The following is an 11342-nucleotide window of genomic DNA, read 5'->3' on the forward strand; positions in this document are numbered from 1 at the left end:
GCTCCCATGGCCGCCCCCTGATCCCTAGTTTTCCTACCTGGCTGCTAGGGATCGTGACAGAAGGTGGCACCCACCCCAAGAGGGTGTTCACACGATGGACGCGAATATCTCAATCCTCGGGATGGGTGGCGATTGGCCCAGCGTGTCAGCGATTTTTCCCGGACGAGGGGATCGCTCACGCAGCTGCCTCCAGACCCACACGCCGAGCGAGGCGGAGAACTGATCGGCGACCGCTCAAGTGCCTCACGTGCGGCGGGCTCCACGACGCCCCCGCGTCCTCCCGCACATCGATGTGCTTGTCCAGCACGAACCAGCTGGCGTGATGTGCGCGGGGCCCATGGAGGTGCACCGGGCGCAGCCCGTAGTCGATCGCCAGGGCGTGTGCCATGCTCCCGCCGATTGCCAGCGGCAGCACGGTCACGCCCTCCAGCGCGCACTGCGGCAGCAGATCGAGCAACGCCTTCAGCTGCCCGGAGTACGCGGCCTTGTAGACCGGGATGCCGATGACTACGCCGTCGGCGCTACGGAAGCGCTCGATGGCGTGGACTGTCTCCGGGTGTCCGATCGCCCGCCTGCAGCAAGGCTTCGGCCAGAAAAGTGCAAACATCGAGGGCGATCACGTCGTGTCCCTGGGCTGCGAGCCGGGCGTCCAGGCGGCGCAGCGGACAGGCCGTGCGGGGAGGTGTTGGAGAGGCCTCCGCAGAGGAGGGGCCACCCAGCGCGCCGGGCAGTCCGATGGCGGCTCAGCGGCACGCCACGCTGGCCACCCTGCTGCGCGCGCGGGACGTGCTTGAGTGGCGGCTCGCCTCCCGGGAGCACGTGCTGGGAAGCGGCGAACTCACCTGGTTGTGGGTGACGCTCGTGCCGCTGGACACCGTGCACCGCTGCCACCTGGCCGCCGCCGCGGTGCACCACATCACCGAGCACCCCCATCTGTGGGCGTGTGCATGGGGGCTGGCGGCACACCGCACCTTTGCCGCCCACCTTGACCTGGACGGCATCGCCCGCAGGCGCCCCGCCCACTGCCGGGCCAAGGAGACGGCCAGGGCGGCGGTACAGATCGTGGATTGGATGACGTACCACTGACCGGTTGTCCCGATCGCGGAACCGCCCCAGGCGGCCGTCTCAGGGGGCGGGCACGTACTTGTACCCCACCCGACGCACTGTGACGATCCGCTGCCGGTGTGCCGAGCCCAGCTTTCGGCGCATACGTGCGACGTGCACGTCGACGGTGCGTCCATCCCCCATATGGGTGTGACCCCACACGTGCTCGACCAACTGTTCGCGGGTGTGGACTCGGTGAGGATGAGCCACGAGCCGGGTCAGCAGGGCGAACTCCAGATAAGTGAGGTCGAGTTCCTCTCCCTCCAACTCAGCGACATGGCGCTCGGCATCGATACGGATCGGGCCATCGGCCAGGACCGACTGGTCCGGCGTGCGCGTCGGGAGCGGTACGGCGTCGGGGGCGACCGGGTGGATCTGTGGCCGCAGTCCCGCGTCGGCGAAGAGAGCGGCCGGGTCGACCCCCTTGGGAAGCAGCACCAGATAGCCCACGAGCGGTGAGCCGTCGCCGGGCGGTGTGCCGCCTCCTTCCTCCTCTTGTGGCTCTTCGTGTACAAGACGCAGGCGACGAGGGGCGGTCAGCGGGGCGTGGAGCAGAGTGGCGTGAGACGAGGGTGCCGAAGTCATGGCTTTGTAGTCCCTTCCCTGTGCATGGGGAGTTGTTTTGGCGCCAGGTCGATGCGTCGAGCCAGAGGGGGCATAAACCCGGACGAGCCGGAGCGACTGTTCGATGGGAGGTCGCGTGGAGACCCAGTGCGGCGATGGCTCAGCCATCTGTCGCACCTGCGAGCCAAAGGAGAGAGGAGATGGACGAGCAGATGCGCTGCTGAGCGCCGGCCGCTTTCTAGCCGCGTCGGCAGACGGCGCTGGCCACTCGACGGAAGTCGACGTGCCGGCGGCGTACCAGGGGCTGCTGCGCGCGGGACATGGCCCCATGGTGGGTGAGCGCAACGACGGCGTCAACGCTTCTCTACTAAATCGATAGGGATAGTGGGGAATTTCACTGGGTCGGGCTGCTTGAAGAGGCGCTCAACGCCACTGGTCCGTGACAGCGGCAATCGGTGCCTGCGGAAAGCTCCGTCATCGATGGTCGTATCAACCTGAAAACACGGTGAGTGCCGACCCCCATTGCGGACGACACGGAACCCGGGGCCGCGGCCGGACCGGTAGCCTGGCGAGGCTCGGGGTGTCGAAGGTGCTCTGGACGCCGAAGGCCATACGAAGCAGGAAGCTGGTCGGTCCCGACGCGAGGAGATTCATGGCCACGCCCAGGAGCACCGCTTCGCCGCGCAGGGTCACCGCGCTGGCCGCGGGGAACGGAGGGCGAGGCCACGGCCACCCCGCGCGGTCTAGTCGACGAGTTCGAGCACGAGTTCGGCGACTTGTTCCACTTCGATGAGGAAGCCGTCGTGACCGTACGGGGATTCGACCACCCGGACGTGATCCGCTGTTGGGATCCCGGCCGCCAACTCCGCTTGCTGGGACAGCGGATAGAGGCGTTCCGAGTCGACGCCCGCGACGAGGGTCCTGGCCATCACACGGCTCAGGGCGGCGCGCGTACCGCCCCGGTCGCGACCGACGTTATGACTGTTCATGGCCTCTGCCAGGGTGACGTAGCTGCCCGCGTCGAAGCGGCTCACGAGCTTGACGGCGTGGTGGTCGAGGTAGGACTCGACCTGGAACCGGCCGCCGTTCCCCGTACCCTGCGGCGCGCGCCCGAAGCGGACCTGGAGCTCAGGTTCGCTGCGATAGGTGACATGGGCCAGGCGACGGGCCAGGCCGAGCCCCGCATGCGGGCCGAGCCCGGGGCCGGCGTCGTGGTAGTCGCCGCCACGCCAGTGCGGGTCGCTGCGAATGGCATGGAGCTGGATTGTCAACGGCCATCGGGATACCCAGGTGGGCGGCCGGGGGTTCTCCCGGCTCGTGGCCATCAGAATTCCAGGCTGATGGCCAGTGGTGTTCCTGGGGTGGGATCAGTTCAGAGCGATGACGCCCTGGCCGGCGAGGGCCTGCGAGAGCCGGTGTGAGTCGCCCTTGGTGACCACGAGGTGGGCGTGGTGGAGGAGGCGGTCGACGGTCGCGGTGGCGAGGGTCTTGGGCATGATCGTGTCGAAGCCCGAGGGGTGGATGTTGCTGGTCGCGGCGATGGAGCGTCGTTCGTAGGCGGCGTCGACGATGCGGTAGAAGGCTTCGGCGGCGTCCTCGCCGGCGGGCAGCATCCCGATGTCGTCGATCACGATGAGGTCGGCCCGGCAGATCTTCGCGACCGTGCGGGCGGTCGAGCCGTCGACCTTGGACTTGGTGATCGTGGCGGTCAGCGACTCCAGGGTGAACCAGGCCACCTTCAGGTCCTTCTCGATCGCCGCATGGGCCAGCCCCTCGGTGAAGTGCGACTTTCCCGTGCCGGAGGCGCCGGTGATGACGAGGTTCTCCGCCCGGCCGACCCATTCCAGGGTGGCCAGGGCGTTCTGGGTGGGCTCGGGGATGGTGGAGTCCTCGGCCCGCCAGGACGCAAGGGTCTTGCCGGTGGGGAAGTTCGCCGAGGAGCGTCGCAGGCGGCGGGTGGCGGCGTCGCGGCCGGTGACTTCCTCGGCGACCAGGACCCGCAGGACCTCGGCGGGGTCCCATCGCTGGGCCCGGGCGGTGGCCAGCACGTCGGGGGCGGCCTTGCGCAGGTAGGGCAGGCGCATCCGCTTCAGGAGTTTCTCGAGTTCCTCGGGGATGGCAGGGGCGGCGGGGTAGGTCATCGCGGAGCTTCCTTGGTGTGGTGCGGGGGTATCGGCCCTTGTTCCAGGGCGATTTCGAGGCGGGCGGCGTTGTAGTGGAGGTCGTGGAGGATCTGGGTGGGGAGTCGGCCGTGGGCGAGGTGCTCGGCGGCGCGGAGCAGGACCCGTCGTAGTTCGAGGACGTGGTCACAAGGCAGGGACAGCGCGGGAGAGGGGCCGGTCACTGGCCCATCGCCTGCCAGCCGCCGGTGCCCGGCTGGACGGAGTGCGTCTCGTCGACGCGGACGAGGTCGCCGGGCGGCCGGCTGGCGGCCAGGTGGTCCAGGATCGAGGGCAGGTCCTCGTCACCGAAGCGGCCCGCCGCCGCGGCCAGGCCCAACGCCTCGTCGACCTTGCCGGTGCCCAGGATCGTGGCGAGTTCGACGGCGCGGGCCATCTTCGCCCTGATCCGGCTCGCGCCGGCGGGTCCTGCTTCCTTCAGCCAGCGTCCGGCGCCGGGTCCGATGGCGACGAAAGCGATCTCGGCCTCGGTGCGGGGCCGCAGCCTGGGCTGGTGGACGCTGCGGCCGTCAGGGTGGTCGGGGTAGTGCTCGTCGATGATCTGCGGGATGCCCGGGATGGACAGCCGATGGCGCCAGATCTCGGACAGGTCACCGGAGTTGGTGCGGGCGGTGATGGACAGCTCCTCGCCGACGACCCGGCACCACACCCGGGCGCCGGTATAGCCGGGCGGGGTGGAGTAACGCACCGATCCGAAGCTGACCGTGCGATCGTCACGGACGGTGCGTTCCTCGCCGAGCGCGAGCGCGAGGGGTTCGTCGGGCAGGACGTGCAGGGTGGTGCGTTCGATGTCGAGGCGGTCGTCGGGTATCTGCCCCGTCGCCCGGTGGCGGCGGGCGTTGACCTGATCGCACCAGATGCGGCAGGCGTCGGCGAGTTCGGCGAAGGCGGCGTACTGCGGCAGCAGGTTCGCCTCGGTGGGCACCAGGTCGGCCTTGGCGATACGGACGGTGGCCTCCGCGCCGCCCTTGGACTCCGGGTCGTAGGGCACACACGTCATGACCTGGCAGCCGTAGTGCCGGCCGGCGGCGACCATCTGCGGGTGACGGACAGGGATCCCGGCGATGTGCTCGATGGTGACCGTCCTGACGTTGTCGGTCAGGATGTAGGTCGGTGCTCCGCCGATCCTGCGCAGCGTGGTGTCCAGACAGGCGACCAGGGTGCCCAGGGTGCAGTCCCAGACCGGGATCACGACCCGGAACCGGGACCAGGACAGCCACGCGCAGAACAGCCACGTCCGCCGGCCCTCGATCTTCGGGCCCTCGCCCCAGTCGAACTGCAGCCACATCCCCGGCTCGGGAATCCAGGGCCGATACGTGCGACGCTTGCCTGCCCTCCACGCGCTCTTCGCCGCGTTCACCGCCCGCCTCGTCGAGCGCGGGCTGCCCCGATATCCCATCCTCACCAGCCGGTCGTGGACCACATCGGCGCGGATCTTCGCCTTCGAGGTGTCGACCCAGTCCTCGATCTTCTCCAGGAACGCGTCGATGGCCTTCGGTCTCGGCGCGTGCTCGTAGGGGTTGCGGCCGCTGTCGCGGGCCTGGACGTAACGCTTGACGGTCTTGGGGTCGTGCCCCGTCAGCTCGGCTGCCGACCAGACAGTCTTCGTCAGGTCGTACGCCTCAAGGATTTCCATGATCTCTCTGTCAGACTTCGTCACAGGACCTCTCCGGCCGGTTGCTGTTGCGCGCAAACATCAGCAAACCGGACGGAGGGGTCTCCTTCGGATGAGAGGGGGATCAGGAACACCACAGGCCGATGGCCGCCCACCAGGAATTCTGACGGCCATCAGCCTGGACTCAACTGGCCGCCCACCTGGAGCTTGGCATGGCCGCCGTCAAGCTGGATGTTCGCCCAGGCGATCTGCTCCGCGCTCGCCGCGGCCGTCGTGGCGAGCAGCAGAAGCGCCCGAGACCGTTCCGGATACGACACGGCCCACTCCAGCGCCCGCATCCCGCCCATCGACCCACCGACGACCAACGCCCAGCGGTCGACGCCCAACGCGTCGGCCAAGCCCGCCTCGGCGGCAACCTGGTCACGCTGTGTCAGGAAGGGGAAGGCACCGCCCCAGCGGCCTCCATCCGGTGTGAACGACGACGGTCCGGTGCTGCCCTGACAACCGCCCAGCACGTTCGGAGCCACGACGAACCAGCGGTCCGTGTCGAGCGCGCGCCCGGGACCGATGAGCCCGTCCCACCAGCCGGGAGTGGAGTGCCCAGGCTCGGCGGGACCGACGACGTGACTGTCGCCGGTCAGGGCGTGCAGATCTCGACGGACAGCTCGGCGACCGCGCTGTCCTCGATGCGGCGCGGCTGCGGGATGCCGACGGTCCATTCCCGGGCGATCCGTCCCGGCCGGGAGGACAGCAGCACCACCCGCTGGGCCAACTTCACCGCCTCGCGCACGTTGTGCGTCACGAACAGCACTGACAGTCCCGTCTCCTGCCAGATGCGGGTCAGCTCGTCGTGCAGCACGTCGCGGGTGATCGCGTCCAACGCGGCGAACGGCTCGTCCATCAGCAGCAGCCGGCTGTCCTGGGCGAGCGCCCGGGCCAGCGCGACGCGCTGCCGCATACCGCCCGACAGTTCGTGCACCCGCTTGCCGTGCGCGCCCTGCAGCCGTACGAGTTCCAGCAGCCGTTCCGCCTCGGCGCGGCGCTCCGCCTTGGCGACCCCGCGCAGCTTCAGCGCGAGTTCGATGTTCTTGCCCGCGGTCAGCCACGGGAACAAGGCGTGCTCCTGGAACATCAGGGCGGGCCGGCCGTCCGTGCCGATGGAGCCGGCGGACGGCAGGTCCAGTCCCGCGACCAGGTTGAGCAGGGTGGACTTGCCGCAGCCGGAGGCACCCAGGAGGGTGACGAACTCGCCCGGTGCGACATCGAGCGTGATGTCGTCCAGCACGAGCTGCTGCCCGCCGGGCGTCCCCGGCGCGGGGAAGGACTTCGAGACGTGCTCGATACGGGCGGCGTGCGTCACCGCCGTGGCGTCCTGGACAGCCTTGGCGACCGTGGTGGCCATGGCCGTCACCTCCTGGGTACTCATCGGGGCGGTTGTCGCTTGTCAGCTGTTCCGCTACTTGGCGCCGAGACCGGCGTCGTCGACCTCGTCCTTGCCCTCGGCCTTGAGGACCTTGTTGAGCGGTGCGAGGTCGTAGATGCCCTTCAGGTCGGGCTTCTCCAGCAGACCGGCCTTCACCGCGTGCTCCGCCTCGGTGTTGAGGGTCGAGGCCAGCGGGTCGTCGAGGAAGGTGATGGACTTCCAGGCCGGGTCGATCACGTCGGCGGGCAGGGCCTTGCCCGACAGCTCCTTCAGGGCCGTGTTGGCGGACGCCTTCGCCTTCTCCGGGTTGGCGTTGATCCACTCATTGGTCTTCACCGACCCGCGCAGCACCGCCTCGACGACGTCCGGGTGATCCTTGAGGAAGCTCTGCGACACGATGATGTTCGTGATCACGAACTTCTTGTCCGGCCACAGGTCGGCCTCGTCGAGGATCACCTTCGCGCCCTCGGCGACCAGCTTGGAAGCGGTCGGCTCCGGCACCCAGGCTCCGTCGATGGAACCGGACTTGTAGGCGTCCGGGGTGATCTTGTTGTCCGTGCGGACGACGGAGACATCGCCCTTGCCGCTCTCGGCGTCGACCTTCCAGCCCTTCTCCGCGATCCAGTTGAGGAACGCGACGTCCTGGGTGTTGCCGAACTGTGGCGTGGTGATCTTCTTGCCCTTGACGTCGTCCAGGGACTTGATCTTCTTCGGGTTCACGACGAGCTTCACGCCACCGGAGGCGGAACCGCTGATGATGCGCAGGTTCTTGCCGCCCGACTTGGTGTAGCCGTTGATGGCGGGGGAGGGGCCGATCCAGCCGATGTCGATGGACCCGGCGTTGAGCGCCTCGATCTCGGAGGGCCCGGCGTTGAAGGTCGAGGCCTTGATCTTGGTGCCGCCGAGCTCCTTCTGGAGCAGGCCTTCCTGGACGCCCACCAGGGCGGTGGCGTGCGTGAGGTTGGGGAAGTAGCCGATCTTCACCTCGTCGGCGGAGAGCTTCTTGGCGCCCGCCGCGACCTCGGTCTGCTTGCCGTCGTCGGTGGCGTCGGATCCGTAGCCGCAGGCGGTGAGCAGGAGGGGGAGCGCTGCTACGACGGCGATGGTGCGCAGGGTGGTGAGCGGTCGTGCGGCAGACACGGAGGTGTCCTCTCGGGAATGGGTTGATCAGGGAGATGCGAAAGCGCGAGGCGCAAAGCTCATGGGCATGCGCCTGCGCTCCATTCGTCGGCCCTCGGCGGCGGGAATGCCGTCGTGGGTCCGGAAGCGGAGCTGTGCGGGGATGGGCGGGCGCGGGTGACGCTGCCGACCGAAGGATCTTCTGTCGGCGGCCTCAGGCGGGCCGACAGAGGGCGCTGGACGTGCGGCCGAGGTCGATGTGGCGGCGCGAGGTCAGCAGAGGGAGCGACAGTTCTGCGCGGTTGCGCGTTCGCATGGCCCCCCCACGGATCCCCAGTTTTCCTATCTGGCTGATAGGGATCGTGGCAGAAGGCGGCGTTCACCCCAAGGGGGTGTTCGTATGATGGACGCGACTATCTCACTCTTTGGGATGTTCGGTCGACGGCCCCGCGTGTCAGGGGTTGACCCAGGCTTTCGGGGCGTCGGTCAGTGCGGCTATGTAAGCGGGCAGTTGGGCCGATGCGACGTCGGCGAGCGACACGCCCTCGAGGATCTCGCGCACGTTGGACCGCAACGCGATCCACAAGGGGAGCAGTGACTCGGCGGGGCCGGTGTAGGACAACTCGGGCGGGCGGACCCCGCGTACCGAGACCAGGGGTCCCTCCACGACGCGGATGACGTCGGCGATGCTGATCGACTCGGCGGGCTTGGCCAGCCGGTAGCCGCCGTTGCCGCCGCGCTGGCTGAGGACGAGACCGCCCCGGCGCATGTCGTTCAGGATGCTTTCGAGGAACTTGTGCGGGATGCCCTGGGCGTCGGCGATGGCCTCGGCCTTCAGTGGCCCGTCATCGCGTGACGCGGCGAGCTGCAGTGCGGCACGTACCGCGTAGTCCGCCCTGGCTGAGATCCGCATGCGTCCATTATCCACTAAGGCTTCGGTCGGTATCCGCTGCCGGCAGGCCGCCGGGCGGGAGCGGATACCCCTGCCCGGCGGCCGTGCGCGGCGGGTGCGGTGCTCAGGCCGCGGCCGGGGTGTAGTGGGCGGCGTCGTCGCCCCCGATGACGTGGCTGAGAGTGCCGTCTACACCGGCGGGGACGTCGCCCGCGACGGTCACCCGGTGCAGCAGTCGCGGCAGGTCGCCGTAGTCGTCGGGGGCGTAGTGCTGGGTGATGCGGTTGTCGAACAGGACGAGGTCGCCGGGCGTCCAGGCCACGCGCACGATGTTCTCGGGACGCGTGACGTACGACTGGAAGATGCGCAGCAGGTCACGGGAGTCGGACGGGCCGAGGCCCACGATGCTCTGGGCGAAGCCGCCGATGAACAGCCCCCGCTCCCCGGTCTCGGGGTGGACGCGGACGACCGGGTGGGCGGTGCGGTACTTGCGGGAGACGAACCGCTTGCGGTGCTCGGCCGCCTTCTCGTTCTTCGGGGTGGCGTAGTCGTAGTCGTTGGTGTGTACGGCCCAGAGCTTGTCCGCGAGCTCGCGCAGCGGCTCGGGCAGATCCCGGTACGCCGCGGCCGAGTTGGCGATGAGGGTGTTGCCGCCGTAGGGCGGGACCACGATGCTGCGTAGCGTGGACGCCTTCGGGGGCGTACGGACGAAGGTGACATCGGTGTGCCACTGGTTGGCGCGGATCCCCTCGTCGCCGTCGACCGGCAGGATGTTCGGCTGGCCGTCGACGGAGGGGACCGTCGGGTGCGCGGTGGTCAGCTCACCGAAGAGGGAGGCGAAGCGGAGCTGGCCCGCGTCGTCCAGGTCCTGGCCGCGGAAGACGAGCGTCTTGTGCTCCAGGAGCGCGGAGTTGATCTCGGTGACGACAGCGGGGTCGAGGCCGGTGGAAAGATCCACGCCGAAGATCTCGGCGCCGATACGGCCGCCGATCCTGCGGACGTCGAAACCGGTGCTGGTGGTCATGCGCGGGTGTCCTTTCGAGGGGTGATCAGCCGGGACGTGATCGGCCGGGTGGTCACGAAGTGATGGGCGGTGAGGTTCCCTGGGCCCCTGGCGGGCTGAGGGAAGGGCCGACGGCCCGCAGCGCGCCGGGCGTGCGGCCCCGACCCCAGCCGATGTGACGGCGGTAGCTGCCGAGCAGGCCGGCACGGGCCAGGTGGCCCTCGTCCCGGGCGGTGGAGTCGTTGGGCAGCGGCTGGGTCAGGGGCGCGACGAACAGGGCGTCGGCCGGGCAGTTCGCCTCGCACTGGAAGCAGGTCTGGCAGTCGTCGCGGCGGGCGAGCACCGGGATGCCGTCCTCGCCCCGGTCGAAGACATCGGTCGGGCAGACCTTGATGCACTTGTCGCAGGCGATGCAGCGTTCCGCCGAGACCAGCTCGATCACGAAGCCACCTCCAGGGGTGCGGCTGACGTGGCCGACGCGTTCGACAGGGGCTCGACGCGGGTCCACACCCGGTCCAGACCGCCCGTCGTGATGCGGTGGTACTGGCCGGGGTCCTGCGCGGGGAAATCGAGCCGCTTGGCCATACCGCGGGTCTCGGTACGGGCCAGTGCAGCCGCGTACATCCAGCGGGCGTGTGCCGCCATCGCCGCCGCCTGCCTCGCCCGTACGGTGTCCCCGCCCACGGCGTGCAGGGAGGCCCGAGACTGCTCCCAGACGCTGTCGAGGACCTCCAGCGAGGCGGTGAGCCGATCGCCGTGGCGCAGGTAGTTCTTCTCGTACGGCAGCACCTCGGCCTGGACCGCGGCGACGACCTCGCGGAAGCCATCGGCCGGACCCGCTGCCCCGGTGGGCCGCAGTCCGGCCCCACCCACGGCCACCAGGCGCCTCGTGGCGGCGCGTGCGCCGAGCGAGCGGGCGTGGCGGGCCGCGCCCCGGCCCGCCCAGATGCCGGAGGAGATGGCCCAGGCGGCGTTGTGGCTGCCGCCGCCGGTGAAACCGCCGCAGATCAGCTCACGGGTCGCCGCGTCGCCGGCCGCGTACAGCCCGGGGACGGTGGTGGAGCAGTCGTCGCCGGTGATGCGGATGCCGCCGGTGCCGCGCACGGTGCCCTCGGCGAGGAGCGTGACGGCGAAGCGCTGGGTGAAGGGGTCGATGCCGAGCCGGTCGAAGGTGAGGAAGAAGTTCGGCTGGGCCAGCCGCATCGCCTGCCGGGCCGCCTCGTCCGCGCGGTCCAGGCGGCAGTACACCTTCTCGCTGAGCAGCGCCCGCGCGATCACGGACCGGCCGCCCTGGCTGGCCGCGCCCTCCAGGACCGTGCCGTCCTCGTGGTAGAAGGTCGCGAACGATTGAAGTGCTCTCCCGGCTGAAGCCGGGAGATTCCTGCTTACCTTGCGGTAGCGGGCTTGACGCGCTTCGCGCGCCTGACGACTGCCCTCCCGGC

Annotated in this window: 13 protein-coding genes and 3 pseudogenes; 1 reads left to right on the top strand and 15 read right to left on the bottom strand. The window is 69.5% G+C overall.

The genetic code is table 11. The features are described from left to right. Nucleotides 1-175: 175 nt before the first annotated feature. Nucleotides 176-607 (bottom strand): NAD(P)H-dependent oxidoreductase, encoded by a 432-nt coding sequence (locus ACFYX0_RS35565; RefSeq protein ID WP_388976811.1) that lies wholly within the window; start codon nt 605-607, stop codon nt 176-178. A 128-nt stretch (nt 608-735) separates the two neighbouring features. Between ACFYX0_RS35565 and ACFYX0_RS35570 the strand changes: the two genes are divergently transcribed. Beyond that, nucleotides 736-1086, top strand: coding sequence for a hypothetical protein (locus tag ACFYX0_RS35570; RefSeq protein WP_388976814.1), 351 nt, complete (start codon nt 736-738; stop codon nt 1084-1086). A gap of 39 nt (nt 1087-1125) precedes the next feature. Here ACFYX0_RS35570 and ACFYX0_RS35575 read toward each other — a convergent pair whose 3' ends face one another. The 14 genes and pseudogenes from ACFYX0_RS35575 to ACFYX0_RS35640 all read right to left on the bottom strand — a co-directional run. Continuing rightward, nucleotides 1126-1689 (bottom strand): winged helix-turn-helix domain-containing protein, encoded by a 564-nt coding sequence (locus ACFYX0_RS35575; RefSeq protein ID WP_388976816.1) that lies wholly within the window; start codon nt 1687-1689, stop codon nt 1126-1128. Nucleotides 1690-1906: 217 nt separating this feature from the next. Next, nucleotides 1907-1990, bottom strand: coding sequence for a putative leader peptide (locus ACFYX0_RS35580; RefSeq protein WP_351945955.1), 84 nt, complete (start codon nt 1988-1990; stop codon nt 1907-1909). Between the two features lie 421 nt (nt 1991-2411). Beyond that, nucleotides 2412-2933: pseudogene (locus ACFYX0_RS35585) on the bottom strand (homoserine O-acetyltransferase); the annotation flags it as partial. A 102-nt stretch (nt 2934-3035) separates the two neighbouring features. Further along, complete coding sequence (gene istB, locus ACFYX0_RS35590; protein WP_388976818.1) at nt 3036-3809, bottom strand: IS21-like element helper ATPase IstB; 774 nt, start codon at nt 3807-3809, stop codon at nt 3036-3038. Further along, nucleotides 3806-4012 (bottom strand): hypothetical protein, encoded by a 207-nt coding sequence (locus ACFYX0_RS35595; protein WP_388976821.1) that lies wholly within the window; start codon nt 4010-4012, stop codon nt 3806-3808. Before ACFYX0_RS35595 ends, istB begins: the two co-directional genes overlap by 4 nt. Beyond that, nucleotides 4009-5484 (bottom strand): IS21 family transposase, encoded by a 1476-nt coding sequence (gene istA / locus ACFYX0_RS35600; RefSeq protein ID WP_388976823.1) that lies wholly within the window; start codon nt 5482-5484, stop codon nt 4009-4011. Before istA ends, ACFYX0_RS35595 begins: the two co-directional genes overlap by 4 nt. Before the next feature lie 203 nt (nt 5485-5687). Next, nucleotides 5688-6182: pseudogene (locus ACFYX0_RS35605) on the bottom strand (alpha/beta fold hydrolase); the annotation flags it as partial. Then, entirely contained in the window at nt 6101-6865 is a 765-nt protein-coding gene (locus ACFYX0_RS35610; RefSeq protein ID WP_388976842.1) for an ABC transporter ATP-binding protein, read from the bottom strand. The gene ACFYX0_RS35610 and the pseudogene ACFYX0_RS35605, both read right to left, overlap by 82 nt. 54 nt (nt 6866-6919) lie before the next feature. Beyond that, on the bottom strand, nt 6920-8026 hold the full coding sequence (locus ACFYX0_RS35615; RefSeq protein WP_388976826.1) for an aliphatic sulfonate ABC transporter substrate-binding protein: 1107 nt from the start codon (nt 8024-8026) through the stop codon (nt 6920-6922). A gap of 193 nt (nt 8027-8219) precedes the next feature. After that, nucleotides 8220-8321, bottom strand: a complete 102-nt coding sequence (locus ACFYX0_RS35620) for a putative leader peptide (RefSeq protein ID WP_388976829.1) — start codon at nt 8319-8321, stop codon at nt 8220-8222. Between the two features lie 138 nt (nt 8322-8459). Next, entirely contained in the window at nt 8460-8918 is a 459-nt protein-coding gene (locus ACFYX0_RS35625; protein ID WP_388976832.1) for an RrF2 family transcriptional regulator, read from the bottom strand. A 103-nt stretch (nt 8919-9021) separates the two neighbouring features. Next, entirely contained in the window at nt 9022-9921 is a 900-nt protein-coding gene (locus ACFYX0_RS35630) for a TauD/TfdA dioxygenase family protein (protein WP_388976834.1), read from the bottom strand. 52 nt (nt 9922-9973) lie between these two features. Continuing rightward, nucleotides 9974-10342, bottom strand: coding sequence for a 4Fe-4S dicluster domain-containing protein (locus ACFYX0_RS35635; RefSeq protein ID WP_388976837.1), 369 nt, complete (start codon nt 10340-10342; stop codon nt 9974-9976). Then, nucleotides 10339-11342 (bottom strand): annotated as a pseudogene (locus ACFYX0_RS35640) (hypothetical protein); the annotation flags it as partial. The gene ACFYX0_RS35635 and the pseudogene ACFYX0_RS35640, both read right to left, overlap by 4 nt.

It is taken from the genome of Streptomyces sp. NPDC002573 (genome assembly GCF_042889625.1).
GTDB lineage: Bacteria > Actinomycetota > Actinomycetes > Streptomycetales > Streptomycetaceae > Streptomyces > Streptomyces gibsoniae.

Coding starts and splice junctions, on each gene's coding strand:
- ACFYX0_RS35565 (WP_388976811.1), bottom strand. CDS start 607: ATGTTTGCACTTTTCTGGCCGAAGCCTTGCTGCAGGCGGGCGATCGGA.
- ACFYX0_RS35570 (WP_388976814.1), top strand. CDS start 736: ATGGCGGCTCAGCGGCACGCCACGCTGGCCACCCTGCTGCGCGCGCGG.
- ACFYX0_RS35575 (WP_388976816.1), bottom strand. CDS start 1,689: ATGACTTCGGCACCCTCGTCTCACGCCACTCTGCTCCACGCCCCGCTG.
- ACFYX0_RS35580 (WP_351945955.1), bottom strand. CDS start 1,990: ATGTCCCGCGCGCAGCAGCCCCTGGTACGCCGCCGGCACGTCGACTTC.
- istB (WP_388976818.1), bottom strand. CDS start 3,809: ATGACCTACCCCGCCGCCCCTGCCATCCCCGAGGAACTCGAGAAACTC.
- istA (WP_388976823.1), bottom strand. CDS start 5,484: ATGGAAATCCTTGAGGCGTACGACCTGACGAAGACTGTCTGGTCGGCA.
- ACFYX0_RS35610 (WP_388976842.1), bottom strand. CDS start 6,865: ATGGCCACCACGGTCGCCAAGGCTGTCCAGGACGCCACGGCGGTGACG.
- ACFYX0_RS35620 (WP_388976829.1), bottom strand. CDS start 8,321: ATGCGAACGCGCAACCGCGCAGAACTGTCGCTCCCTCTGCTGACCTCG.
- ACFYX0_RS35625 (WP_388976832.1), bottom strand. CDS start 8,918: ATGCGGATCTCAGCCAGGGCGGACTACGCGGTACGTGCCGCACTGCAG.
- ACFYX0_RS35630 (WP_388976834.1), bottom strand. CDS start 9,921: ATGACCACCAGCACCGGTTTCGACGTCCGCAGGATCGGCGGCCGTATC.